Genomic DNA, 26,099 nt, shown 5'->3' on the forward strand with positions numbered 1-26,099 from the left:
CTGTAACAAGGCCTTTAACCACGAAATCGAATAAGAACTCACCGCAGGTCCGTGAAACGCCACCTTATGGCGTGATGGGCAGGCTCTTATTCAATCGAAGAGAAATGCCAACCCTTGGCAGGGTGAAGTGTTGGCGATCAAAACCCAACTGCATTGCGCAAGCTGCTTTAGAGGTCGTGAGATGAGTAAAAACAGGTACCCCCGATTACTAGGCTTTTTGCCGCTGCTTGGCATGATGTTAATGCTGGGAGGCTGCAAGTGGACCTTGATGGACCCGAAAGGACAGATCGGTCTGGATCAACGAAACCTGATCATCACCGCCACCCTGCTGATGCTGCTGGTCGTGGTCCCTGTGATCATCATGACCTTCGCCTTCGCCTGGAAATACCGCGCGTCGAACACCAGCGCGACCTACGCGCCGAAGTGGTCGCACTCCACCAAGATCGAAATCGCGGTGTGGCTGGTCCCGATCCTCATCATCATCGCCCTGGGTTACATCACCTATAAGTCGACCCACGAGCTGGACCCGTACCGTCCGCTGGAATCCGACGTCAAGCCGATCAACATCGAAGTGGTCGCGCTGGACTGGAAGTGGCTGTTCATCTACCCGGACCTGGGTATCGCCACCGTCAACGAAATCCAGTTCCCAGAGAACACTCCGCTTAACTTCCGGATCACCTCCGACGCCGTGATGAACTCGTTCTTCATCCCAGCCCTGGGCGGCCAGATCTACGCGATGGCAGGCATGCAGACCCGCCTGCACCTGATCGCCAACGAAAAAGCTGAAATGGAAGGCATCTCCGCGAACTACAGCGGCGCTGGCTTCACCGGCATGAAATTCAAAGCGATCTCGACGAGCCAGGAAGATTTCAACGCCTGGGTAGCCGAAGTCAAGGCCGCACCTAAACAGCTTGATCAAGCTGAATACGACGCCCTGACCAAACCAAGCCAAAACAACCCAGTCGCCCTGTACTCCACGTATGAGCCGAACCTGTTTCAGAAAATCGTCGACAAGTACGAAGGTATGAAGCCAGGCAAGCCGGTCAAGCACGAGAAGAAAGAAGTGGCCGCGGTTGAAGGTTCTGACACGGGCTCGCATTCAACTGCTGGGGCAGAGGAGTAAACGATGTTTGGTAAATTAAGTTGGGATGCGGTCCCGTTCCACGAGCCGATCGTAATGGTGACCATCGCCATGATCGCGCTGGGTGGTCTGGCACTGTTTGCAGGTATCACTTACTTCAAGAAGTGGACCTACCTGTGGACCGAGTGGCTGACGTCGGTCGACCACAAGAAAATCGGCGTCATGTACGTCATCGTTGCCATGGTCATGCTGCTGCGTGGTTTTGCCGACGCCATCATGATGCGTACCCAGTTGGCCATGGCCACCGAGGGTTCGCCTGGCTACCTGCCACCTGAACACTATGACCAGATCTTCACCGCTCACGGTGTGATCATGATCATCTTCATGGCGATGCCATTCTTCACCGGCCTGATGAACCTTGCCTTGCCGCTGCAGATTGGCGCGCGTGACGTTGCCTACCCGTTCCTGAACTCCCTGAGCTTCTGGCTGCTGGTTTCCGGCGTGGTGCTGATCAACGTGTCCCTGGGCGTCGGCGAATTCGCCAAGACCGGTTGGGTTGCGTATCCGCCATTGTCGGGCCTGCAATACAGCCCTGGCGTGGGTGTGGACTACTACATCTGGGCGCTACAGTTATCAGGACTCGGGACGACATTGACGGGGGTCAACTTCCTGGCCACCGTCCTGAAAATGCGCGCCCCTGGCATGAAACTGATGGACATGCCGATCTTCACCTGGACCTGCACCTGGGCCAACGTCCTGATCGTGGCTTCGTTCCCGATCCTGGCCGCTACCATGGCGCTGCTGTCGCTTGACCGTTACCTGGATTTCCACATTTTCACCAACGAGCTTGGTGGCAATCCAATGATGTACGTGAACCTGTTCTGGGCATGGGGTCACCCTGAGGTGTACATCCTGATCCTGCCAGCGTTCGGTATCTTCTCCGAAGTGATCTCGACCTTTACCGGCAAGCGCCTGTTCGGTCACCACTCGATGGTTTACGCATCGGGCGCAATCTCGGTACTGGGCTTCATGGTGTGGCTGCACCACTTCTTCACCATGGGTTCGGGGGCCAGCGTCAACGCCTTCTTCGGCCTGGCGACGATGCTGATTTCCATCCCGACGGGGGTGAAGCTATTCAACTGGCTGTTCACCATCTACCACGGTCGTCTGCGCATGACCAGCCAGGTCCTGTGGACCCTGGGCTTCATGGTGACCTTCGCCATCGGCGGCATGACTGGCGTACTGCTGGCCATCCCGGGTGCTGACTTCGTACTGCACAACAGCCTGTTCGTGATCGCTCACTTCCACAACGTGATCATCGGTGGTGCTGTATTCGGTTACATCGCTGGTTTCAGCTTCTACTTCCCGAAAGCGTTCGGCTTCAAGCTGCACGAAGGTTGGGGCAAGGCTGCATTCTGGTTCTGGATCTCGGGCTTCTTCGTCGCGTTCATGCCGCTCTACGCTCTGGGCTTCATGGGCATGACCCGTCGTCTGAACGCTACTACCAACCCTGAGTGGGTGCCGTACCTGTACGTCGCCATGTTCGGTGCGGTGATGATCGCTGTGGGTATTGCCTGCCAGCTGATCCAGCTGTACGTGAGTGTCCGTGACCGTAAGCAGAACGCTTGCGACTCCGGTGACCCATGGAATGGCCACACCCTGGAATGGTCGACTTCGTCGCCACCACCGTTCTACAACTTCGCCGTGATCCCTACTGCGAACACCATTGATGCGTTCACCGAAGCCAAGGAAGACGGTACTGCGTACCAGCGTCCTAAGCACTACGAGCCGATCCACATGCCGAACAACACCGCCACTGGCGTGGTGATGGGCGCGCTGTTGACCGTGTTCGGTTTCGCGATGATCTGGCACATCTGGTGGCTGGCAATCGCGAGCCTGGTGGGCACCATCGGCTACTTCATTGTCCACGCTGCACGTGATGATCAAGGCTACATGGTGCCGGTCGAGACGATCGAACGCATCGAAGCCGAGCAACACGCTCGCCTGGTCGCCGAGAAGAAAATCCCGGCCAACCGTGTAGAAACCTCGTTGGAACAGGCTTAAACCATGTCGAACTTAGTGACCAATGCTGGACACGCCCATGTCGATGACCATGGGCACGATGACCATCACCACGACTCGGGGCCGATGACCGTTTTCGGTTTCTGGCTCTACCTGATGACCGACTGCATCTTGTTTGCGTCGATCTTCGCGGTGTACGCGGTACTGGTAAACAACGTAGCGGGTGGCCCGTCGGGCCACGACATCTTCGAACTGCCTTACGTGCTCGGCGAAACCGCCTTGCTGTTGTTCAGTTCGATCACCTACGGCTTCGCCATGTTGGCCTTCTACAAGGGCAACAAGAAAGGCGTACTGAGCTGGTTGGCACTGACCTTCCTGTTCGGCCTGGGCTTCATCGGCATGGAGATCAACGAGTTCCACCTGCTGATCTCCGAAGGCTACGGCCCGCACCGTTCCGGCTTCCTGTCCGCGTTCTTCACGCTGGTAGGCACCCACGGTCTGCACGTAACGGCTGGCCTGCTGTGGATGGCGGTGATGATGTATCAGGTCAATAAACACGGCCTGACCAACACCAACAAGACTCGCCTGAGCTGCCTGAGCCTGTTCTGGCACTTCCTGGACGTGGTCTGGATCTGCGTCTTCACCGTTGTTTACCTGATGGGGACTCTGTAATGGCTAATGCACACTCCCATGACCATGACAGCCATGATGCAAGCCACGGCAGCGTTAAGTCGTACGCCATCGGCTTCATCCTGTCGGTAATCCTGACGCTCATCCCGTTCGGTCTGGTGATGTACCCGACCCTGCCTAAGTCGATCACCTTGATGATCGTGCTGGCATTCGCGGTGATTCAGGTTCTGGTTCACCTGGTGTACTTCCTGCACCTGGATCGCTCCAAAGAGCAGCGCGATAACGTGATTGCGTTCGTGTTCGCGGGCTTGGTGATCCTGCTGCTGGTTGGTCTGTCGATATGGATCATGTTCAGCATCCATACGTTCATGATGGCGAAGTGAGGTAAGACCCGATGTCGCTTAAGCACTTTATCCAAATCACCAAACCGGGGATCATTTTCGGTAACGTGCTTTCTGTGGCGGGCGGTTTCTTCCTGGCCTCCAAGGGACATGTCGATCTGGCCATCTTCCTGGCTGCAATGATCGGCACTTCCCTGGTGGTAGCTTCCGGATGTGTGTTCAACAACTGCATCGACCGTGACATCGATATCAAGATGGAGCGCACCAAGAATCGCGTGCTGGTCCAGGGCCTCATTTCCCTGAAACTGGCACTGATCTATGCGACCGTCCTCGGTGTTGCCGGTGTGGCGTTGTTGTACAAGGTGGCCAACCCGCTGGCGGCGCTGTTTGCCGTGATCGGCTTTGTCATCTACGTCGGCCTCTATAGCCTGTACCTCAAGCGCAAGTCGGTTCACGGCACGCTGGTCGGCAGTCTGTCGGGGGCGATGCCGCCGGTGATTGGTTATGTGGCTGTGACCAATAGCTTCGACATGGCCGCGCTGACGCTACTGGTGATGTTCAGCCTGTGGCAGATGCCGCACTCGTACGCCATCGCGATTTTCCGCTTCAATGACTACCTGGCTGCTTCGATTCCGGTTCTGCCGGTCAAGCGTGGCATCCAGGTCGCCAAGAAACACATCCTGCTGTACATCCTGGCCTTCCTCGTGGCGACCTTGATGTTGACCTTCAGTGGCTACGCCGGCATGAGCTACCTCGCCGTCGCAGCCGCCATGGGCATGTACTGGTTGTACATGGCCTGGACCGGCTACAAGGCGGTGGACGACACCGTTTGGGCGCGCAAGCTGTTCGTGTTCTCGATCTTCACCATCACCGCGCTCAGCGTGATGATGTCCCTGGATTTCCAAGTGCCGAAAGAGCTGTTGCTGACCTACGCTCACTGAGTGGTCCTGCAGTGAAAAGCCCCGCCTTCGAGAGAAGCGCGGGGCTTTTTCTTGGGCGCGGTTTTAAATCTGCGGCTGTTTTTCTCGTCATACCCCTCTGTACGCGTTGTGCGAATCCATTACCCGTCTACAAGGAGTAGCTCTATGGTCAGCGTCAGTCGCCGGTCCCTTCTCGCCCTGGGCGCAGCCCTGCCATTGCTGGGGCGCCTCGATTGGGCCGTTGCCAGCCCGCCGCCGACCCAACCTGACAAGGTGCTGCTCAACTACAACGAAAGCCCCTACGGGCCCTCACGGGCCGCCCGTGAGGCAATGCAGCAGGGAATCGCCACGTCCGGGCGTTACCCTTACAAACACATGTACGCGCTGGCCGGGTTATTTGCCCAGCAGCAAGGCATTGCCGAGGAACAGGTGGCCGTGTTTGCAGGCTCCATGGCCGCCCTGCGTTACGCAGTACTGGCGTTTACCAGCGAGACCCGTGGCCTGGTAATGCCCACGCCGTCCTACGAAGTGCCGCGCCAGGCCGCCGAATCGAACAAGGCGCCGGTAAAGGAAGTCAGCCTCGACGCCGACCACGCCCACGACATCCCTGCCATGCTCGCCGCCGATCCCCAGGCCGGCATGTTCTACCTGTGCAACCCCAACAATCCCACTGGCACCGTCACCCCGATTGATGCGATCCGCCATGCCCTGGCGAACAAACCCCAAGGCAGTGTGCTGGTGGTGGACGAGGCCTACATCGACTTCGCCGACGTGCCCAGCGTCGTCAGCTGGGTCAAGGATCACGACGACCTGCTGGTGTTGCGCACCTTCTCGAAAATCTACGGCCTGGCCGGCGCCCGCCTGGGCCTGGCGATCGGCCACCCGGCGTTGCTGGAACGCCTCGCCGTATTTGGCGGCGACAACGTGCCGGCCGGCACCACCTTGCTCGGCGGCCTGGCCAGCTTGGAGGACGTGAAGCTGTTGCCACAACGCAAGGCGCTCAATAAACAGCTGCGCGATGAGACCGTGGCCTGGCTGCAGGGGCGTGGCTTCACCTGCACGGCGTCACAGGCCAACTGTTTCATGATCGACGTGAAGCAACCGGCCGAGCAGGTGATCGAGAAACTGGCAGCCCAAGGCGTGCTGATCGGCCGTGTGTTTAAAAACTGGCCGCAGTGGGTTCGGGTGACGGTGGGTAACAAGCAGGAAATGCAGCGTTTTCGCGAGGTGTTCGCGCAGCAGGTCGTGAACATTTAAGCCCCTGAGGCCTGTTTCATTCTCGTCCTTTACAGCGTATTTTTTACGCGATGAGTCGACGTTGTCTCAAGCGCTTCGGGATAGAAGCCTTCAGCTCACGTCGCCGGCCTCATTCCGTAGTCAACGATCAAGGACGATACCTATGCGACGCGATCCCCTACCCAACGATGCGCCCGACTCCGTGCGGCAATTACTCGACGTCGAGCTGAGCCGGCGCGGGCTGGGACATTTCGAGGTCTACCAGTGCGGGCCGACGCTGGATGAAGCAGAGATCATTTCCAACTACCCCGAAGCCTTGGAGCAGTCCGACACGGCTGATGATTTTTATCGGCGCGACCGGCTGGTATCTCTCACTCGCAAACGCATCAAGCCGTTTTTCTGGAGTGACGAAAACCTGCTCAAACCTGCCGCCGATGCGGTGCCTGTGCCGGGCCCGTGCAAGCCGGTGGGCGAAGGCGCCAGTTTTATCGTGCATGGCAATCAGGGGTTTTATTCGGTGCTTAATCTTTGCAGCTTCGGGGAAGGCCAGCAGTTTCGCGAGACAGTGCTGGCGAACCAGAGTGAGCTGCAAATGTTGTTGGTTTCGGTCTATGACGAGGCACTGGAAAACCGCCCGCCCGTCGAGCCGCCTAACGTGCTGACTCCCCGGGAGACTGAAGTCTTGTCCTGGTCGAGCCTGGGCAAGACCTACAACGAAGTGGCGCTCCTGACCAGCATGACGTCCCACACGGTCAAGTTTCACATGACGAACATTTTCGCCAAGCTGGACGTCACCAACGGCAAGTCAGCGGTTCGCAAGGCCTTGGAACTGGGCTACATACGTTCCCCGTCATAAGCCCAGAGTGGGTCTGGGGCGGCTGTCTACCTGTCCATATGGGCAGCTTGTTGGCCGGCCAGAGGTGCATTACGTTTCCCGCTATTGAGTTTGGTGCCGGATGAGCCGGCATCGTCATGGCGAGGGAGCGGTTCCATGAAACGTTGCGAAACCGGTTGCAAGGTGTCCCGATGATGGGCACTTACCGAGCCTTGCGCAGCCTGAACACTCGGCTGCAGTCACTGTTCATGATCACCTTGGTGTTCCGTATGGGGACCCTTGCGTTTCCCTTCTACGCGGCGTACCTGATCCAGCAACACGCCGTATCGTCGAGCACTGCCGGGCTGCTGGTGGGGCTGTACGGTGCTGGAGCGTTGTGCACCGACCTGGTCATTGGTGCGGTCATCAAGCGTTTCTCGGCGCATCGGGTGATCCTGGCTTCACTGCTGTTCAATGCGTTACTGCTGCTGATCATCCCTTCGGTGGGCAACACACTTGCACTCTTGCTGCTGTCTTTTCTTTGGGGCGCCTGTTACGAAGCGTTTACGCCCGCGACCTACTCCGAAACAGTGGCTCACAGTTCGCTGGATGCTCGCAAAGTAGCGTTTTCCTGTAACCGCCTGGCGATCAATATCGGTATGGCCATCGGGCCCTTGCTGGGAAGCCTGGTGTTCCTGCGCAATGCCGATGCGGTGTTCTACATCAACGCGGCCTTGTCGCTCTTGGCCCTCGGTGCGTGCCTGGTGTTCGGGCGAGCAACACCCACGACGTCGGGTTTGCCTGTCGCCGGCAAAGGTGAGGGGTTGCCCGAGGTGGCGCCCCATGAACGCTCACGCCTGCTGGTGATATTGCTGGCGGCACTGCCGGTGCATGTGGCTTACGCGTTGCCTCCTACGTTTCTGTCGGCATTCATCATCCATTACACCTCGCTGCCTACGTACTACGTGGGCGTCATTTTCTTTATCAATGCGCTGTTAGTGATTGTGTTCGAAGTGCCGATCAACCTGCGTATGGCGCAGGTGTCCAGTAGCCGCTCGCTGGTCGCAGGGTTCTTGCTGGCGGGCGTCGGCTTCTTCCTGATGGGATTCGGGCAGGTGGGGGCATTGTTGATGGTGGCCACGGTGTTGTGGAGCCTTGGCGAGATGATCGTGTTCCCCGGCATTACTCATTACATCAGTAGTATTTCCAGCCGTGGCACGGTAGACCGCAATCTTGGCTACTACTCGGCAGGGGTCAATATCGGCGTCATGATCGCGCCGGCGCTGGCGTTCATGCTGGTGTCCCGGCCGTCCTTGCCGTCGCCATGGTTGTTGGCAGGGTTTATCTTGCTGCTGTTTGCCGTCGCCGTCGGTGTGATGAAAACGTCGACGGTCCTATGGAACAAGCAAGCCTGAGGGGGAACGAGGCGCACCGCAGTGTGCGGGCGCCTTGTTGCATTACGTCATGACTGGGCGCTGATGGCATAGCCGTCGAAGGCGCTTTGTTGCTGCAGCGCGGTCACGATGCTCTTGCGGGTGACCGGTTGCTCCGTGCCACTGTTGTCGACGAAGGTTTCATTTTCCAGCTCTGCTTCACTGCCTTCACCCACGAATGCAAAGCCCAGGAACTCGAACGCTTCACGGTCGACGTTCAGCTTGGAGCGCGGCGTGCGCAGCGGCAAGGTGACGCTGATGCCATCCTTGCTGATCACAAACACTTCGGCCTCTTTCTTGGGCCGCGAGGCCTTGCTCTTGCCGGCGCTCGGGTTGCTGATGGCCTGGTGGCTCTGGTTCAGCACTTTCAACGCCAGGCCGTAGACCAACTCCTGGAATTCAGGGTCGTCCTTGAAGCTGGAGAGGATGCGGCTGATGGAAAACTGACTGCTCAGGTTCTCCAAAGCGGCGTTATCGGCGGCTTCGGCGTCCTTGAGTTGCTTGAGCTGGCCCATCAGGTCGTAGGCCTTGTCGTCGTCGAAGGCGTCATGGGCCTGGCGGATGGCCACGCGCAGCTCGCGGATCTGGTCGCTTTCCTTGGACGTGTGGAACGCGTCCAGCACCATCTCGCTGATGATCTTGGCCGCTGGCAGATGCTGTGAAAGATTGATGGCGTTTTCGTATTCGGCTTTGGATTGCAACGCGGCTACGGATTCTTCGGGGGCGGATATTTCGGTGTAAGAATCGGACATTGAAATTTCACTACTTCAGTAAACGAGGACAAAAAAGCGTCGGGCATTTTCAGGGGGGAGGGAGGTCAGGTCAAGGCAGCACAATGCCCTTATCCCGACGCAACGCCGCCAGCGCCCGCTGCAGCCTTACGGCTCGTCCGCAAAACAGACCTACGGTAAACCCCGATACGCCGCCAACTGCCATCAACATCGACGGCGTGCTCAGCAGCAGCGGATGCACGGCTTGCTGGTAACCGAAGTAGTACTTCACCGCAAAGAACAGTTGCGAGATCAGCAGGGTTTTCCAGGTGCCCGGCAATACCAGGGTGTCGCCATTGGCGTCCAGCCGCGCCCCTTCAACGTTGAACAGCACCATCCCCACCAGGCTGCCCAGCACCGCGCCGGCAACCCAGGCGCCGCTCGACAAGATTGAAGGCGCCAACGACATCAACGACCACACCACCAACACCACCGGCAGGATCACCAGCGAGCGGCGATTTTCGCGTCCGCCCAGGCAGGCCTTGATGCCGTAGTAGCAAATCCACAGGTAAATGGCGTAGACCCAAATGGGCGTGCCTTGGAGGATGTCGAGCATGGTGTGCGTCCGTGCAGAGATGCGTTGGCTAGATTTCGGAATGTATCAGGTTACTGCTGGCAAATGCTGTCAGTAGTGATAACGGCACATCAGTATCTGTACTTCGTCGTCTTCAATGCCATAGACCAGACGATGCTCTGCCGTGATCCGTCGAGACCAGAAACCACTCAGGTTGTGTTTGAGCGGCTCAGGCTTGCCAACGCCGTCGAATGGATCCCGCTGGATGGCTTTGATCAGCAGGTTTATACGCTTGAGCCCTGCCTTGTCGTTCTGTTGAAACCACAGATAGTCGTCCCAGCCCTCAGGGGTAAAGAGTATTTTCATTCTTCAATTAACCGCCTTGGCTTCGCTTTACCGGCTTTCAGGCTATTGACTGAGTTGATGAGGCGTTCGGCATTTTTGGGCGAGCGCAGCAGATAGGCAGTCTCTTCAAGGGCATTGAATTCTGACAGCGAAATCATCACCACGGGCTCACCTTTTTGCCGGGTCAGCAATAATGGAATGTGATCTTCGTTAACCCGGTCCATTGTTTCGGCCAGATGAGCGCGGGCATTGGTGTAGTTGATGGTTTCCATGATGGTGTCCTCGTTTGATGGCTTAAACGTACAGAAATACGTACATGCCTTCAAGGGGCATCTTATCAACGGTCGAGCGAGTTACGTGTCGGCGATCTGCCCCTGACCCACATCAACACTCCCCGCCCACAAAACCGTTACAACACAGAGGCCTGATGAACCCATAAAAACGACCACTGACCTGCGCCGAGGGGACCGCCCCATGCCAGGTTATTAAAGGACTAATGCGATGGCGCTTTCCCTTTCCCGCCTGGCCTTGCTGGGGGCGACGCTTTGCCTGTCTCTTCCCCTGCACGCCAACGTTCCCGACGCTTCGCTGATCGAGCAAGGCAAATACGTCGCGCAACTGGGCGACTGCATCGCCTGCCACACCGCCAAGCAAGGCAAGGTGATGGCCGGCGGCCTGGAGCTGAGCACGCCGATGGGCACGATCTATTCGAGCAACATTACGCCGGACCGAGAGACAGGGATTGGCGCCTACACCTTCGAAGCGTTCGACCGCGTCATGCGCGAAGGCGTGACGCCGACGGGCATGAACCTGTACCCGGCGATGCCGTACCCGTCCTACGCCAAGATGAGCGAAACCGACATGCGTGCCCTGTTCGCTTATTTGATGCAAGGCGTCGAGCCGGTGCAGCAGGCCAATCTTGAGGCGGACATGGGCTTCCCGTTCAACCAGCGCTGGGGGCTGGCGTTGTGGAATTTTGTCTTCCTCGACAAACAACCCTTCAAGCCGGATCCTGCACGCGATGAACAACTCAACCGTGGCGCCTACCTGGTCCAGGGCCTGGGCCACTGCGGCTCCTGTCACACGCCACGGGGCATTGCGTTCCAGGAAAAAGCCATGAGCGACGAGGGTTCCAGCGGCCAGCACTACCTGGCCGGCGAAACCGTCGAGCATTGGCGGGCTTTGAGCCTGCGCAACCTGTGGACGGTGGAAGACACCGTGCAACTGCTCAAGACCGGGCAAAACCGCTTTGCCACGGTCGCCGGCAACATGGCCGATGTGATTCACCACAGTACCCAGCACTTCAGCGACTACGACCTGACCGCCATTGCCAGTTACCTGAAGTCACTGCCGCCCGGTAAGGACGACCTGCCCATGCCGGCTGTGCCCAGGCCCGCCGCCGCGCCGCCCGCCGACCTGTTCACCAGCCGTGGCGGCCTGGGTTACATGCAGTTCTGCAGCGACTGCCATCGCAGTGACGGCGCGGGCGTAAAAGGCCTGTTTCCATCCCTGGCGGGCAACCCGAGTATTGCATCCAACAACCCAACCTCATTGCTGCACATCACCCTCACGGGCTGGGAAACTGCACAAACAGCGACCCACCCACGGGTCTACACCATGCCGGGTTTCGCCCGTTTGAACGATCAGGAAATCGCTGAAATCCTCAGTTTCGTACGTACCCGTTGGGGTAACGAAGGCACACCGATCAGCGCCGGCCAGGTGAAGAAACTGCGTGACCAACTCAACCCGGTCACGACCGATTCGTCCACCTTCGAAACCCCGCGCCTGGCCGATCTGCTCGCGGCTCCCAACGCCGACCAGGTCATTCGCGGCATGCGCCTGCACCTGCAAACCAAGGCGCTGCTGCCCAATAACGTGGGCAATTCGCTCAATTGCACCAGTTGCCATCTCAACGCGGGTACCGTGGCGGACGGCTCGCCGTTTGTGGGCGTCTCCGCCTTTTTCCCCGGCTATGCGCCGCGTGCTGGCAAGGTGGTGACACTGGAAGAGCGGATCAACGGCTGCTTCCGTCGCTCGATGAATGGCAAGCCGCTGCCGCCGCAATCGGCGGACATGCAGGCGATGGTCGCGTATTTCGACTGGATGAAAAACAACACCCGCCCCGAAGACAAAGTCGCCGGGCGCGGCGTAGGCAAGGTCGACCCGGCGATCAAGCCGGACCTGGCCAATGGCAAGCAGGTCTACGCCAAGCAATGCGCGGTGTGCCATGGCGACAACGGCCAGGGCTTGGCGCGGGCGGATGGCGAGCTGATCTACCCACCGTTGTGGGGTGAGCAATCCTTCAATATCGGCGCCGGCATGGCCCGCACCTACACGGCAGCGGCGTTCGTCAAACGCAACATGCCGATCGGCTTCCACGAGAAATTCCCGCTGGGGCAGGGCGGTCTGTCGGACCAGGAAGCCGTGGACGTGGCTGCGTATTTCTCGGGGCAACCGCGCCCGGACTTCCCGGACAAGGTCAAGGACTGGCCGAACGGCGGTAAACCTGTCGATGCGCGTTACTAGTCCAGCTGTTTGAGGCAGGCCTCGAGAATATCCAGGCCTTCCTCCAGCACTGCGGGCTCGATGGTCAGCGGCGCCAGCAAACGGATGATGTGCCGCGCCTTGCCGCTGGGCATCAGCAACACACCGGCGTCCCGCGCCAGGCTTAATAGTTGGGCAAGTTGTTTCGGCGCGGGTGTGCCGTCGGCGTTGGCCAACTCGATACCGCGCATGGCGCCGACGCCGGTCAGGCGGCCGAGGTAAGGTGTGAGGCCTTGTGCGCGCCAGGTGTCATAACGGCGAACGATGGCTTCTTCCTGGTATGAGCCCCAGGCTTCCAGGTGTTCATCGGTCATTGCATCCAGCGTGGCCAATGCCGCCGCACAGGCGATGGGGTTACCGGAATAGGTACCGCCAAGCCCGCCCTTGGGCAGGTTGTCCATCAGTGCCTTGCGCCCGACAACTGCGCCCAACGGTACGCCGCCCGCGATGCTCTTGCCCAAGAGGATCAAGTCCGGTTCGATACCCAGGCGCGAGAAGGCAAAACGCTGGCCGGTACGGCCAAAGCCCGATTGGATTTCATCGGCAATCAGCAGGATCTTGTTCTCATCGCAAAAGCGCCGCAGGGCTTGGGCAAACTCGATATCCAGGGCAAGAAACCCCCCTTCGCCCTGTACCGGCTCGATGATGAAGCAGGCCACATCGTTGACGTCGATTTCGACGCTGAACAGACGGTCCATGGCCTTCAGTGCTTCGGCGCAGGTCACGCCGTTATCGGCGCTGGGGTAGGGCAGGTGATACACAGGGCCCGGCAGTACCCCGACCTTTTGTTTGTAGGGCGCCACCTTGCCATTGAGATTGAGCGTGGCCAAGGTGCGGCCGTGGAAGGCGCCGTCAAAGGCGATCACTGCCGTACGGCCGGTGGCACCACGCACAATCTTCAGCGCGTTTTCCGCCGCTTCCGCGCCGCTGTTGGTGAGCATGCCGCTGACGGGGTAGTCCACCGGGATGAACGCGGTCAGGCGGTCCATCAGCTCGATGTAGGGCGCATGCGGGGCGGCATTGAACGCATAGTGGGTCAGCTGGGTGGCCTGCTCTCGAATCGCCTCGACCACGCCGGGGTGGCAGTGGCCAAGGTTGAGCACGCCAATACCGCCGACAAAATCGATATAGCGTTTGCCCGAGGTGTCCCACACCTCGGCGTTTTTACCGTGGCTGAGGCTGATAGGGTGAACGATGGAAATCGACTGGCTGATGGTTTCGCGGCTCATGAATCGGGGACTCGGCAGTGACGGGCTTGTTTTTATCTAAGCCGGGCGCCCGCCCTTGCCGCAAACGAAATAAAGTCGCCGGGTCATTATTAAAAGTCGGGATGTGCGCGGATGTACTCCACCATCCAGTTCAGGAACGCCTTCACCTTGGGAATCTCGCCGGCATGTTCGGCGTGAGCGATAAAGTGCGCGCCGCTGCTCGGCATTGCGTAGTCCCACGGAATCATCAGGCTGCCCTGTGCCAGTTCTTCGGCCACCAGATACTGCGGCACCAACGCCACGCCATAGCCCGATTGCGCCGCGCGAATGCACATGTAGAACGTGTCGAAGCGCGGTCCGTGGTAGCTGTTCTGCGAGTGCAGCCCCTGTTCCAGGAACCATTCGTGCCAGGCTTCCGGGCGCGAGGTGCATTGCAGCAAGGTGTGGCGTGAGGAAGCATCGCTGCCCTCGGCCACAAACCCCGGTGCACACACCGGCACCACCGCCTCACGGAACAACTCGATGCACGTCGCGCCCGGCCATGAGCCCTGGCCGAAGAAAAACGCGATATCGGCCTTGGCCTGCAGCACATCGAAGGGCTCCAGTTCGTTGCGCACATCCAAGTGGATGTTCGGGTGTTTCGCCGCAAAATCCTTGAGCTTGGGCACCAGCCAACGGTCGCCGAAGGTCGGTTGGGTGGCGATGCGCAGCACTTCGGTTTCGCCGCCGTAGGTGAGGATGTAGCGGCTGGAGATGTCCACCTGAGTGAGGATCTTGTGCACTTCGGCCAGGTACAACGACCCCGCTGGCGACAGGTACAGGCGCTGACGCACCCGTTCGAACAGGTTGTGGCAGAGCATCTCTTCCAACTGCGCCACCTGCTTGCTGACTGCACTCTGGGTCAGGTGCAGCTCTTCGGCGGCGCGAGTGAAGCTCAAATGTCGGGCGGCGGCTTCGAAGCACTGCAAGGCCGTCATCGAAGGGGTCAAGCGTTTTGAAATCATGCAGTTCATTCCAAATCGGAAGGAGCCTTTGCCTAAAGGTCGTTTGTGGCAGGTGTGTAAAGCCGTTGATACTGCCCGGCAGCACTATAAACCGGCGCGGGCTATGCGGCGCCGAATAATAAGGAATGACAGGGAGAGCCTTGCATGAACCGATTCAAAATGACGTTGGCCGCGATGGGCGCCACCGCCGCGCTTGGCCTGGCGAGCTCCGCCTATGCGGGCGTGACCCTGGACGCGATCCAGAAAAAAGGCTTTATCCAATGCGGCGTCAGCGATGGCCTGCCGGGCTTTGGCGTGCCGGACAGTAAAGGGAAGATGACCGGCATCGATGTGGACGTGTGCCACGCGGTGGCGGCGGCGGTGTTTGGTGATGCGTCGAAAGTGAAGTTCACCCAATTGACCGCCAAGGAACGCTTCACCGCGCTGCAGTCCGGCGAGATCGACGTGATCTCTCGCAACACCACGTGGACCAGTTCCCGTGATTCGGGCATGGGCCTGGTGTTCACCGGTGTGACCTACTACGACGGCATCGGCTTTCTGGTGAATAACAAGTTGGGCGTCACCGGTGCCAAGCAACTGGACGGCGCCACGGTGTGCATTCAGGCCGGTACTACGACTGAGCTGAACGTCTCCGATTACTTTCGCACCAACGGCATGAAGTACACGCCGATTACCTTCGACACCGCCGACGAAAGCGCCAAGGGCCTGGAGGCCGGGCGTTGCGACGTGCTGACTACCGACCAGTCGGGCCTGTATGCCCAGCGCATCAAGATGGCCCACCCGGACGAGTTCGTGGTGCTGCCGGAAGTGATCTCCAAGGAGCCGCTGGGGCCGTTGGTGCGCAAGGGCGATGACGAGTGGTTCAGCATCGTCAAGTGGACCCTGTTCGCCATGCTCAATGCCGAGGAAATGGGCATCACCTCGCAGAACGTCGAAGAGCAGGCCAAGACCACCAAGAACCCGGACGTTGCACGGTTGCTGGGGGCTGATGGCGAATACGGCAAGGACCTCAAACTGCGCAAGGATTGGGTGGTGCAGATCGTCAAGCAGGTGGGCAACTACGGCGAAGTGTTCGAGCGCAACATTGGCCAGGGCAGCGTGCTGAAGATCAAGCGCGGGCTCAATGCACTGTGGAACAACGGCGGCATCCAGTACGCGCCGCCGGTTCGATAACCCGCAGGGGTGTTATTGCGACACCCCATCCTTACCCGCAGCCTTGGCGCGATACAACGCCTGGTCGGCACGCGCCATCAGGGCTGTGGGGGTTTCATCCCTTTGACGCTCGGCCACGCCGAGGCTGAGGGTGATCTTGAAGTTGCCGCTGTGCGGATGCTTCCTGAGCGCCTGGCAAATGCGTTCTGCCAGCGCCGTGGCCATCTCCAGCGACGTCTTGGGCAGCACCAGTACAAACTCGTCGCCACCCCACCGGGCCAGCACGTCATGGGGGCGAATACAGCTTTCCAGGCATTCCACCACCTGCACCAATGTGCGGTCGCCCACGCCATGACCGTAGCGGTCATTGATCGGCTTGAAGTCATCGATATCCATCGCAATCAGCGCCAGCGGCAGGCGAAAGCGTTGGGCACGCTCGCACTCTTCCAGCAGCACTTTCTCCAGGCGATAACGGTTGGCGACCAGGGTCAGGGCATCCCTCTCGGCCAAGGAGCGGTTTTCATCCAATTGAAGTTGTAACTGTTGATTGACCCGCGACAGCTCGCGTGTGCGTTCAGCCACCAGGGCCTCAAGGGATTGATTACGTCGTTCCAATTGTTCGACGGAGCATTTTCTGAGGTGAATATCACGGTGCGCGCCGACCATGCGCGCCACTGAACCGTCGGCATTACGCGCAATCACGTAGCCCCGGTCTTCGATCCACAGGTAGCTGCCGTCTTTCTTGCGGCAACGGTACTCGGCCTGATAGTGAGGGGCGCGGCGGTGGATGTAGTCGTCAAACAGCTTCATCACCTGTTGGTAGTCATCCGGGTGGATCACGTTTTCCCAGGTGAACACGCTGTTCTCCAGCGCATGGCGGTGATAGCCGAGCATTTCGTACCACCCCGGGTTGCGGTAGACGAACCCGGTATTGGCGTTCCAGTCCCAAATTCCGTCGCTGACCAACTCCAGAACGGTGTGCAGCATGTCGGCGTTGAAGTGGGAGAAGTCTTGCTTCAACGGATTGTTGTCGGAGGTATCGTTCATCTTCGCGTTCCTTGCGTGAACAGGCGCTCAATGCCTGTCGTTGTTGACGCCGATACTCCGTGGCTGGCGCTACTGTACAACGGGGCTTGGTGGCGTTGAATAGGGCAGATGTACGGCTAGAGGTGGATGGCGATTGGCTATTATTGCGGCGCCACCATCCTCGTCCGCGCCTTACCATCCGCGTTGTGCTGGTAAATCGCTTCAGGCTGGCCCTGTTCGTTGAAGAACACCTGGCCAATCCCCGCCGAATTCCATAGCCGTTCGCCCGCTTCTGCATGCTCGGGAATATGCGGCACCACCTGCATGGTGCGCCGGCGGGTGAACCAGTTGAGGGGCGAGCGCGGCGAGTAGAGCCAGCGGTTGAGGCGGTCGAACCATTCCAGCAGCCTCGGGGGGAATTCGTTCTTGATACCGCTGCTGGTGATCTGCCAGATCCTGGGGCCGGCGTTGCGATGGCGGATCAGCACTTCGTAGACGAATGAGTAGTGCACGTCACCTGAGAGGATCACGTAGTTTCCCGGCGTGCGCGAGTGGCGGAAGATGTTGAGGATCACCTGGGCCGCGCCGCGATGGGCCATCCAGTTTTCCGCATCCACCAGCAAGGGGTGGCCGCACCAGCTGAAGACCTTCTGCACCGTCTCGATCAGCTTCACGCCGAAGATCGGCGCGGGCGAGACGATGATGGCCGAGGGGTGGTCGAGCAGTTCCTGTTGCAGTTCGCTCAAGGCCTCCCAGTCGAGCAGGCCGGAAGGCTGCTTGAGGGTGAACTCGCTGCGCCAGCGCCGGGTACGGGTGTCGAGCACCACCAGGGCAGGGGTGGTGGGCAGTACGTAATGCCATTGCTGGAACTTGAGCAGCGTTTCGATCAATTCATCCAGCGCGGCGGCATCCAGATGGTTGGCCTGGGGCTTGCGGGTAAGCGCCTGGCTTTGGCTGATCAATTCGCCAAATGCATCCGGCTGGTTGCCCCAGCCCTGGCACAGCAGGTAGGCCAGCAGGGCATTGCCGATGATGCGCTTGGAGAACGGGTGACCGTAGGCGGTTTCCTCCCACTGGGCGCTGAGGTTCCAGTCGTCGGTGATGTCGTGATCATCAAAGATCATCAAGGTGGACAGGTGGGCGAACACCCGCGCAACGCCAGGCAAACCGTCGCGGAATATATCGATCTGTACCTGTTCGCGGGCATAACGTTGCTGTTCTTCAGGACTCAGCTGCGGCGCTTTAGGCGTGATCAGCGTCCAGGGCGTGGGTGACCACACCAGCAGATACATCGCAATGACTTCGGCGAAGGTCACCAGGTGATTGTCGGCAGTACTGCTGGTGAAAATGGGTTTTTTCACTCCGCCAAAGAAGCGTTCGCGCAGGGTCTCGTTACTGTCCAGTGCCGGCAGCAAGTCGGCGCGGTGGTAGTAGCTGGCGCGATGTCCATAGAGGCTGGCGCTGTCGTCCACCACGGCGCCTTCCAGGTATTCATCGAACAAGCCCAGGCGTGCGATCAACGCATGGATCGCCCGCAGCATTGGCCCAGCGACATCGTCGGCGTACACCTGGTCGCCGCTCATCATCAGCAGGGCCGGGCGGTCAGCCGGGGGGTGGGCTTCAGCCAGCAGGCGGTCGACGCACAGCAGGCCTTCGCCAGCGCTGTGATGGGGTTTGCGGCAGGAGCCGTGTACCAACTGATGGATACGGCTGTGCAAAACAAAACTTGGAAGTTGCGCGTTGGCATACAGCAAGTGCGGTGCCCAGTCGGCAATGCCGATGTCGTCGAACACCAGGTCGTAGCGGATCTCCACGTCCAGGGGCAGCGCATCATCCAGCGGGACGTCGATCAGGTGGATAAAGGCATGGCGCCCCACCGGCACGACCTGGCATTGGTCGAGGGTGATCTCCAGCGTTTCGGCTGGCAGGTGCAACCTCAGGGTCAACTCCAGGGCTCGACTGCCTACCAGCCACAACACCAGGCGCCGAGGTTCGAGGCGTCGCAGCAGTGGGCCGGCCAGTACGGCGGGCAGTGTGTCGAGGTGCGGCATGCAGGCAAGGTCCAGGCGGAATGAACCGGCAAGATTAACGCAGTGAATGTCAGTGTTTTGTTAAGGGGGGAATACGAAGAACCGTGCACAGCCCTTCGTATGATTCGGGTTAAAGCAAGTGGCCCCCGCCCAGGCTGTCTGTGTTGCCGAGGCCCTTCCTGCGCCTGTCACTGGCTGCTGCACCGCCGTTGTCCCCGGTATTCCGTTGCGAATGTTTGTCCTCAATACTGCGCTCCTTGCGCTGTGACTCTCCGGCATCCTGCGGCAGTATGGAGTGGTAAAAGATGCCCAACATTTGGAGGTTTGAGATAAACATTGGAGTTTCCTTCTAGTAAGTAAAGGATGCTTCGCACTGTTGGGCGAAGCAAAATCAACGTTATAGAAGGCAAAAAGGCCGCGCTATAAGCTGCCTGCTGCAAGATATGACAGCCGCTTGCGGCGGACTTCAGAAGTCGTCGTTCGCGCCTTTTGCACATTCGCTGTCTTCGGGTGAAGCCGCCCCGTCCCTGCCTTCCAGCACAAACGCCGCACGATTGTGTGCCACCACGTTGCGTAATGCGCTGTAGTAATCCGGCAGTTTTTGCAGGCTGTCGGTCAGCGGCAACAGTGATGCCCGTGTATCGACAGTGCCACCAACCAGGCTGACAGTGCCCAACGTCTGCACCGTATCGCTGTCCCCCAGCGGCGAAATCAGGAAGCTCAACACTTTGCCTGCCGCATCCCGGCTGTTGCTGGTGCCTAGCAATGGCAACTCCACGATCGGCCCGTTACCCACGCCCCACACGCCGAATGTCTGACCGAAGTCAGCGTTGTGCCGTGGGATTCCCAGGCGGTCCGACACGTCGAACAGCCCCACCACGCCCACGGTGGTATTCACGGCAAAACGCCCCAGGGTATTGACCGAGCGCCGCGGGTTGCCTTGCAGCAGATCGTTGATAAACACCTTCGGCTCGCTGAAGTTACTGGCAAAGTTATGCACACCCTGTTGCAAAAAGTCTGGCAGGTAACGGTAACCCCGCGCCACCGGTGCCAAAGCGTAGTCATCCACCGCCCGGTTAAACGCAAACACGCTGCGGTTGACCGGTTCGGCGGGGTCGTACACCGAGTCGTTCACAGGCGCGCAGCGAGTGATGGGCGTTACAGGGGCCGGGCTGGCACAGCCCGTCAGGTAGGACACAGTCAGCAACAGCACGGCCTGGCGGGCCAGATGCTGGGGATACGTCAGCGAGCGCATGGGCACAGTCTCCGCAAAAAGGAGGCCGATCCTGGCATTGCCGTCTTGCGCAAAGATGTCTGGTTTATTGCGTGATTGACGCTTTATTGCACGATTGAAATATATGACGGGCCGCGCCGAATGGTTTTAGATGGCACCTCGACCCAACCCAGTGAAGACCGCCGGTGAGCAACCTGTTGATCGTGGACGATGACCTTGAGGTCCTCGCGCTGCTGAAGAAATTTTTCCTGCAACACGGCTATGGGGTCGAGACGGCTGCCAGTGGCGCCGACCTGTGGGCGGCAATGGAGCGCCAGCCGGCCGACCTGATCATCCTCGACCTGATGTTGCCGGGCGATAACGGCCTGCTGCTGTGCCAGCGCCTGCGCCAGCAATACGCCACGCCGGTGATCATGCTCACGGCTATGGGCGAACTCAGCGATCGCGTCGTTGGCCTGGAAATGGGCGCCGATGACTACCTGAGCAAACCCTTCGACGCACGCGAATTGCTGGCCCGGGTGCGTGCCGTACTGCGCCGCGCGGGCGAAAGCCGACCGCCGATGGGCGAGGTCGCGCGCCCGTTGATCCGGTTCGCGGGCTGGCAGCTGGACCTCACGCGCCGCGAGTTGCGCTCGCCCGACCAGGTGATGATCCCGCTGTCGTCCGGCGAGTTCGACCTGCTGCTGGTGTTCGCCGAGCACCCCCAACGCGTATTGACCCGCGAGCAACTGTTGAACCTGGCGCGAGGCCACAGCCATGACGCATTCGACCGCAGCATCGACGTGCAAGTCAGCCGCCTGCGCCGCAAGCTGGAGTTCGATACCAAGCGCCCGGCGATGATCCGCACGGTGCGCAATGGCGGTTATCAGTTCACCGCCAGCGTGACCCGTTCATGAGCCTGCGCCCCCGTGACACCGTGGCCCGCTGGATCGCCCTGACCATCCTGATCGCCATGATCACCGCGCTGGCCTTCAACGCGTTGTTCGTGCAGTTGGCAGGTGTGTGGGCACGGCCGCCGCTGACGGAAACCGGCTTACTGGAAAAAATCGCCGTGGTGGTACGCGTGGTCGAGGCCTCGGAGCCCTCGCAGCGGTCGCGCCTGGCCCAGGCGGTGGGTGATGACGGGTTCAACGTGACGTGGGCGGCCCAGCGGCAGGCATTGGGCCTACCGGTTCTGGACGACCCGGACTTCCACTCGGGCGAGCAGGTCTTCAAGCATTTGCTACAGGGGCCGCCGCGTTCGATGGAGGCCTATGAACCGTCAGACTGGCCAGACGGTAACGGCCACTACGCGCTGCTGGTGCAATTGGCTGACCGATCCTGGCTGATGTTCAGCGCGTCGTCGCGCAGTTGGGGGCTGGATGATGGCGCGCGCAGCCTGATCGTGGTGCTGTTGGTGCTGATCTCCACCGCGCTGGTCACCCTGATCGCGACCCGCCGCCTGGCTCGGCCCCTGCAGCACTTCGCCCTGGGCGCGCGACGCTTCGGTGCCGACTTTCGCGCGCCGCCCATCGAACCGATGGGCCCTCACGAACTGCGCCAGGCGATCCTTGCTTTCAACAGCATGCAGGCGCAGTTGCGGCACTTCATCCAGGACCGCACCCAAATGCTGGCGGCCATCTCCCACGACCTGCGAGCACCATTAACCCGCCTGCGCCTGCGCGGTGAGTTCATCGAAGATGCCGACCAGCAACAACGACTCTTCCGCGACGTCGACGAAATGCAGGCCATGATCAACACCGCCCTGGAATTCTTCCGCGACGACGCCCGGCTGGAGCAAGCCACCCAACTGGACCTGGCGGAATTGCTGCAAACCCTGATCGACGACTACCGCGACCAGTCCATCGACCTCACCTTTCACGGCCCACCGCGCCTGGTGTACTTCGGTCGACCACTGGGCCTCAAGCGGGTGATGACCAACCTGATGGACAACGCCATCCACTACGGCGTGGCGCCGGAGGTCGAGTTACAGCAACAGTCGGGAGAGGTGGTCATTCGGGTGCTGGATAGAGGCCCAGGTATCGCGGCTGAATATCGGGAACAGGTATTCCTGCCGTTTTATCGCCTCGAAGGTTCACGCAATAAAAGCACCGGCGGTGTTGGGCTGGGGTTATCGACCGCGCGGGCGATTGTGCTGGAGCACGGCGGAACACTAACCCTGACAGAACGCCAGGGCGGAGGGTTGGAGGCGGTGGTGGTGCTGCCGGTGTGACGGGCAATACAACCACCACTAACCACGATGCGAAGCGAGTCGCCGTTGACCTTGACCTTGATCCTGCTTTTGATCTCAGGCGCCCCGTCAAACACGCTGGCCGGAATTCGGCAGGGATTTGGGGGGTAAACCGGCAGGGATGCCGGTTTAGCCGCCCCGCGCCATGGATGGCGCGTGGCGGCGGCCCCCCAAATCACTGTCGGATTACGGGCACACCGAGCGTGAGCGAGGTGCCGAGTGTTGGGGCAAGAGCCTTTTGCTTACTTTTGGGCCTTTCAAAAGTGAGCCGCCGTAAGGGCGGAACCATGAGCGGCCGTTACCTAAATAACGGATATGTACCTGGTCTGATCCAACATTCTGGTCGGCTGTCAGGCCGCCTTCGCGAGCAAGCCCGCTCCCACATTTGGATCGCGGGGCAACAGTCAGAGCGCGGTCGGCTGTTAGGCTGTCTTCGCAGGCAAGCCAGCTCCCACATTTTTGAATCGCGGGGTGACAGTTAGAGTGTGGCCGGCTGTCAGGCCGCCACTACCGCCTCAGGTATGCGAGTCTTCAACCACCTTCGGCACTGTAAAGCGAAACTCACTACCCCGGCCCACCTCACTCTCGGCAACAATCTTGCCGCCATGGGCCTGGACAATACCTTGCGTGATATACAACCCCAGCCCACTGCCGGTCGGGTTGTTTTCCGCCTGGGTCCAATACCGATCAAACACGTGGGGCAGTTGTTCCGGCGCAATACCCTCACCGGAGTCACGCACCGAGAAGACAATCTCTTCGCCGTTGCTCATCGCACTGATGCCAATATTGCCCTGGCGCGGTGTGAATTTGATGGCGTTGCCGATCAGATTCGACAGCACCTGGAACAGACGCTCGGGGTCGCCATTGATCTGCAGGCCAGGCTCGGCGTTGAACGACAGGTCGATGCCTTTCTCCATCGCCAGCGGTGCGAGCAGTGAGTACGCCTCTTCGAACATCTGGCTCACGTCGAGCGCCACGGGCTTGACCACATAGCGTCCGGCCTCGATTTTCGAGGTGTCGAGCAAGTCTTCCAGCAGCACGTTCATGCGTCCGGCAGCCTGTTGCATGGTGTCGATAGCCGAGGAAATCCGCCGCGAAGTGTGTGGGCCATCGGAACTGAAGGCCTTTTGCATCATGCCGCAGAGCATGGAGATCACGGTCATCGGGTTACGCAGGTCGTGGGACACCACCGCCACCAGTTCATCGCGGGCGCGCACGGCCTGTTGCTCGCGCAACACTTGGCGCGCCAGGTCGTTTTCCAGCGCGGAGCGGCGCAGGTCATTGGCGGCGAAGCGGTCGCCGTGGCTCCACTTGGTGGAGATGCCGGCCATTTCCACCTTCCAGATTTCAAAAGAGGTGCGTGGGCGAAGGCGTAGGCCGGCGTCGGAGTTTTCCAGATCCAGTGGCTTTTTCGGGTCGCCGCTCCAGTTGATGTTCTCTTTGACTTCCGGACGGAACCACAGCACGCCGTTATCCACAGGCTTGGGCAAGCTCATGGCCAACACGCCGCTGGCGACCTGCTGGAACTCGGCGGCCGGCGGGTAGACCGAGGCCAGGTTGTGGCTGGAAAAAACCGGCTCGCCGCCTTCCTGCAGCCACTTGTGCAGCGCACGGATCTGCGCCGGTTCCGGGCAGTTGCCGTAGCGGTGCAATTGCTTGTCTTCGATGATCGCCACGCCGCCTGACAGGGTCAGGTCCATCAGCAATTGCGGTTGCTGGGCCAAGCCGTCGAACACGTTTTCTTCCGACGCTTTCATGGCCTTATCCAGGCGGGCCAGGGCCTCGACTTTCTCCTCGCGTTGACGGCTCAGGTCCAGTGCTTCCATGGCGCTGATCTGCAACGACAGCACCTGGCCGATGGTCTGGCAGGCCGTGCGCAGGTCATTCGGTACCAGCAGCGGTTCGCGGTTGCCGCAGCTGATCAGGCCCCAGAGTTTGTCGCCCTTCATCAGCGAGATGCTCATGGACGACAGCACGCCCATGTTCTGCATGTACTGGCAGTGAATCGGCGACACGCTGCGCAGCGTGGCGAAGCTCAAGTCCAACGGTTGACCGGTGTCCGGGCGCAGTTTGGGCAACAGGGGCACCGGCTCATAGGCTGCATTCGGGATGATGCGCAGCCAGTTGGTGCGATACAGCTCACGGGCCTGCTCGGGGATGTCGGACGCAGGGAAGAACAGCCCGTTGAACAGTTCCATGGACGGCGCCGACGCTTCGGCGATCACCTGGCCATGGCCTTCGTCTTCGAAACGGTAAATGAGCACGCGGTCGTAGCCGGTCATGGCCTGGATTTCAGTCACGCTGATTTCGTACAGCGCTTGCAGGGTTTTCGCCGACTGCAAACGTTGCAGCATCTTGCCCAGGTCACTGGTGCGGCCGTTCAGTGCCCGTGGACGGAAGTCTTTGAGTCGCGGCTCGAATTCCAGCACCAGCACACCTTGATGGCGGTGCAGCAGGCCTTCGAACTCCGCGCCGTTAAATGTGACGTGCAACGGTGGGGCATCGAAAAACGTGTTGTGCTCGGCCATGGCGGCAACAGCCTTGGCGTGTTCGGCGCCTACCAGTGCGTGCAGCGGCTGGCCCAGCAACGCCTCGGGCGCATGGCCGAACAGCGTGTCGACGTTGGCGCTGACCTGGATGATCTTCAGGTCTGGCTCCGATAACGTCAGCAGTACACCGTGGGGTTGGATCGCCCCCGGAAAGCGGATTGGCTCGTCGGCGCAGTTGGCAAGCAGCTCTTCAAAATCTTCGGGTTTCATAGCAGTACCTCCTGGCCGTCGAGCCATTGCTCAAAGCAGCTGAATGTCGAACAGGCTGCAGTCACCGCGCGCTGTTTGTCGTCAGCGTCGAGCGGTTGGCGGCCCAGATAGTCGAGAAAATCTTTCCAGCGCCGCCCGGTCTCGGCGCCATACACGTCAAGAAACGCACCGCCGTTGTCGGCGTTCACACCAAGGCGCTGGGCCATTTCTCGGCGTAGCACCTGGCCACCCAAGGTCGCGCCTTCGAGCACATAGAGCGCTCCGAGGCAGGCAGCGGGTGTATCCAGGACGGGCAGGTTGGCGCAGCGGGGCAGGGCGTTGATGGCGTGGTCATTCAGGCTGAGGGCGCGAAGGTCGTTCACCAAGGTGGGCGTTTTCACACGAAGCACCCGGTCGAAGCCTTCGGGAATCAAATCACAGTCGTACAGGGCTGCTTCCATCGGCGCGTAAAAGCCGTAATACGTCTGAAGCAAGCGTTGGTACCAGTCGGCATCCAGGCGCTCGGAAAAAAACGGCAAGCGCTTTTCCAACGCCACGTGCAGCAGGGCCGTGCCGGTGCGCAACGCTTCCAGCAATGAGGGCGCACCAACGTCATGGGCCTGTGAATGCATTCAATAAGCTCGAACTGTGGGCCTCTCGGCCATGAATGACGCGTGGAAATGGGCGACGATTCTACACAACTCATGGCCATCATCTGAACGCACAGAGCGAAAAGGCTGACCAGCGGATCAGAAAAGTCGCTCCTTGCTCCCATAATGACCCTAAACGGCACCACGAAGTTCGGTTTAAGTGATATCGCGACGCTA

Annotated in this window: 23 protein-coding genes; 12 read left to right on the top strand and 11 right to left on the bottom strand. The window is 59.9% G+C overall.

Annotated features, from left to right (window positions below; translation table 11 throughout):
• Window positions 1-181 precede the first annotated feature (181 nt).
• The 8 genes from cyoA (at window position 182) to AC0IYN_RS15750 (ending at window position 8,459) form a co-directional block, all read left to right on the top strand.
• Window positions 182-1,123 (top strand): ubiquinol oxidase subunit II, encoded by a 942-nt coding sequence (cyoA, locus tag AC0IYN_RS15715; protein ID WP_135289859.1) that lies wholly within the window; start codon window positions 182-184, stop codon window positions 1,121-1,123.
• A gap of 3 nt (window positions 1,124-1,126) precedes the next feature.
• The gene (cyoB, locus tag AC0IYN_RS15720) at window positions 1,127-3,145 is read left to right on the top strand and encodes a cytochrome o ubiquinol oxidase subunit I (protein WP_016979642.1); all 2,019 of its coding nucleotides are present in this window, start codon (window positions 1,127-1,129) and stop codon (window positions 3,143-3,145) included.
• A 3-nt stretch (window positions 3,146-3,148) separates the two neighbouring features.
• The gene (locus AC0IYN_RS15725) at window positions 3,149-3,775 is read left to right on the top strand and encodes a cytochrome o ubiquinol oxidase subunit III (protein WP_010206435.1); all 627 of its coding nucleotides are present in this window, start codon (window positions 3,149-3,151) and stop codon (window positions 3,773-3,775) included.
• Entirely contained in the window at window positions 3,775-4,116 is a 342-nt protein-coding gene (gene cyoD / locus AC0IYN_RS15730; protein WP_010206434.1) for a cytochrome o ubiquinol oxidase subunit IV, read from the top strand. Before AC0IYN_RS15725 ends, cyoD begins: the two co-directional genes overlap by 1 nt.
• An 11-nt stretch (window positions 4,117-4,127) precedes the next feature.
• Window positions 4,128-5,015 (top strand): heme o synthase, encoded by an 888-nt coding sequence (cyoE, locus tag AC0IYN_RS15735; RefSeq protein ID WP_003194050.1) that lies wholly within the window; start codon window positions 4,128-4,130, stop codon window positions 5,013-5,015.
• Window positions 5,016-5,159: 144 nt separating this feature from the next.
• The gene (gene ptaA / locus AC0IYN_RS15740) at window positions 5,160-6,251 is read left to right on the top strand and encodes a pyoverdine biosynthesis transaminase PtaA (RefSeq protein ID WP_457248381.1); all 1,092 of its coding nucleotides are present in this window, start codon (window positions 5,160-5,162) and stop codon (window positions 6,249-6,251) included.
• A gap of 142 nt (window positions 6,252-6,393) precedes the next feature.
• Window positions 6,394-7,086 carry a helix-turn-helix transcriptional regulator gene (locus tag AC0IYN_RS15745; protein ID WP_406598396.1) on the top strand — a complete coding sequence of 231 codons (693 nt, stop codon included), beginning with the start codon at window positions 6,394-6,396 and terminating at the stop codon, window positions 7,084-7,086.
• A 173-nt stretch (window positions 7,087-7,259) separates the two neighbouring features.
• Window positions 7,260-8,459: an MFS transporter gene (locus tag AC0IYN_RS15750; protein ID WP_458375882.1), complete on the top strand. Its 1,200-nt coding sequence runs from the start codon at window positions 7,260-7,262 to the stop codon at window positions 8,457-8,459.
• A gap of 47 nt (window positions 8,460-8,506) precedes the next feature.
• Here AC0IYN_RS15750 and AC0IYN_RS15755 read toward each other — a convergent pair whose 3' ends face one another.
• The 4 genes from AC0IYN_RS15755 to AC0IYN_RS15770 form a co-directional block, all read right to left on the bottom strand.
• Complete coding sequence (locus AC0IYN_RS15755; protein ID WP_406598394.1) at window positions 8,507-9,229, bottom strand: hypothetical protein; 723 nt, start codon at window positions 9,227-9,229, stop codon at window positions 8,507-8,509.
• Between the two features lie 70 nt (window positions 9,230-9,299).
• A complete protein-coding gene (locus tag AC0IYN_RS15760) occupies window positions 9,300-9,803 on the bottom strand; it encodes a DUF6622 family protein (protein ID WP_406598393.1) in 504 nt (167 codons plus the stop codon).
• 69 nt (window positions 9,804-9,872) lie between these two features.
• On the bottom strand, window positions 9,873-10,127 hold the full coding sequence (locus AC0IYN_RS15765; RefSeq protein WP_135309690.1) for a Txe/YoeB family addiction module toxin: 255 nt from the start codon (window positions 10,125-10,127) through the stop codon (window positions 9,873-9,875).
• Window positions 10,124-10,378 (bottom strand): type II toxin-antitoxin system prevent-host-death family antitoxin, encoded by a 255-nt coding sequence (locus AC0IYN_RS15770; RefSeq protein WP_406598392.1) that lies wholly within the window; start codon window positions 10,376-10,378, stop codon window positions 10,124-10,126. The genes AC0IYN_RS15765 and AC0IYN_RS15770 overlap by 4 nt, the downstream gene beginning before the upstream one ends.
• A gap of 229 nt (window positions 10,379-10,607) precedes the next feature.
• Here AC0IYN_RS15770 and AC0IYN_RS15775 point away from each other — a divergent pair, with 229 nt between their 5' ends.
• Window positions 10,608-12,632 (top strand): c-type cytochrome, encoded by a 2,025-nt coding sequence (locus tag AC0IYN_RS15775; RefSeq protein ID WP_406598391.1) that lies wholly within the window; start codon window positions 10,608-10,610, stop codon window positions 12,630-12,632.
• On the opposite strand, the gene AC0IYN_RS15780 is transcribed toward AC0IYN_RS15775, so the two are convergent.
• Both AC0IYN_RS15780 and AC0IYN_RS15785 read right to left on the bottom strand, forming a co-directional pair.
• A complete protein-coding gene (locus AC0IYN_RS15780) occupies window positions 12,629-13,879 on the bottom strand; it encodes a 2-aminoadipate transaminase (protein WP_471842272.1) in 1,251 nt (416 codons plus the stop codon). The two genes, AC0IYN_RS15775 and AC0IYN_RS15780, sit on opposite strands and share 4 nt — an antisense overlap.
• Window positions 13,880-13,968: 89 nt before the next feature.
• Window positions 13,969-14,862 (bottom strand): LysR substrate-binding domain-containing protein, encoded by an 894-nt coding sequence (locus AC0IYN_RS15785; protein WP_252993018.1) that lies wholly within the window; start codon window positions 14,860-14,862, stop codon window positions 13,969-13,971.
• Between the two features lie 144 nt (window positions 14,863-15,006).
• Between AC0IYN_RS15785 and AC0IYN_RS15790 the strand changes: the two genes are divergently transcribed.
• Window positions 15,007-16,035 carry an amino acid ABC transporter substrate-binding protein gene (locus AC0IYN_RS15790; RefSeq protein WP_457238753.1) on the top strand — a complete coding sequence of 343 codons (1,029 nt, stop codon included), beginning with the start codon at window positions 15,007-15,009 and terminating at the stop codon, window positions 16,033-16,035.
• Between the two features lie 12 nt (window positions 16,036-16,047).
• On the opposite strand, the gene AC0IYN_RS15795 is transcribed toward AC0IYN_RS15790, so the two are convergent.
• The 3 genes from AC0IYN_RS15795 to AC0IYN_RS15805 all read right to left on the bottom strand — a co-directional run bounded on the left by AC0IYN_RS15795 (window position 16,048) and on the right by AC0IYN_RS15805 (window position 20,325).
• The gene (locus AC0IYN_RS15795) at window positions 16,048-17,061 is read right to left on the bottom strand and encodes a diguanylate cyclase domain-containing protein (RefSeq protein ID WP_406598388.1); all 1,014 of its coding nucleotides are present in this window, start codon (window positions 17,059-17,061) and stop codon (window positions 16,048-16,050) included.
• A 140-nt stretch (window positions 17,062-17,201) separates the two neighbouring features.
• A complete protein-coding gene (locus AC0IYN_RS15800; protein WP_457266746.1) occupies window positions 17,202-19,091 on the bottom strand; it encodes an alkaline phosphatase D family protein in 1,890 nt (629 codons plus the stop codon).
• A gap of 445 nt (window positions 19,092-19,536) precedes the next feature.
• Entirely contained in the window at window positions 19,537-20,325 is a 789-nt protein-coding gene (locus AC0IYN_RS15805; RefSeq protein WP_406598386.1) for an MlaA family lipoprotein, read from the bottom strand.
• Window positions 20,326-20,489: 164 nt separating this feature from the next.
• On the opposite strand from AC0IYN_RS15805, the gene AC0IYN_RS15810 reads away from it, so the two are divergent.
• Both AC0IYN_RS15810 and AC0IYN_RS15815 read left to right on the top strand, forming a co-directional pair.
• On the top strand, window positions 20,490-21,200 hold the full coding sequence (locus AC0IYN_RS15810; RefSeq protein WP_406598385.1) for a response regulator: 711 nt from the start codon (window positions 20,490-20,492) through the stop codon (window positions 21,198-21,200).
• A complete protein-coding gene (locus AC0IYN_RS15815) occupies window positions 21,197-22,516 on the top strand; it encodes a sensor histidine kinase (protein ID WP_471842285.1) in 1,320 nt (439 codons plus the stop codon). Before AC0IYN_RS15810 ends, AC0IYN_RS15815 begins: the two co-directional genes overlap by 4 nt.
• 533 nt (window positions 22,517-23,049) lie before the next feature.
• Here the strand turns inward: AC0IYN_RS15815 and AC0IYN_RS15820 are convergent.
• Together AC0IYN_RS15820 and AC0IYN_RS15825 are read right to left on the bottom strand one after the other, a co-directional pair.
• Window positions 23,050-25,293: an ATP-binding protein gene (locus tag AC0IYN_RS15820; protein ID WP_458375877.1), complete on the bottom strand. Its 2,244-nt coding sequence runs from the start codon at window positions 25,291-25,293 to the stop codon at window positions 23,050-23,052.
• Complete coding sequence (locus AC0IYN_RS15825; RefSeq protein ID WP_471842291.1) at window positions 25,290-25,904, bottom strand: biliverdin-producing heme oxygenase; 615 nt, start codon at window positions 25,902-25,904, stop codon at window positions 25,290-25,292. The genes AC0IYN_RS15820 and AC0IYN_RS15825 overlap by 4 nt, the downstream gene beginning before the upstream one ends.
• Window positions 25,905-26,099: the final 195 nt, after the last annotated feature.

It is taken from the genome of Pseudomonas sp. AC112, assembly GCF_979253545.1.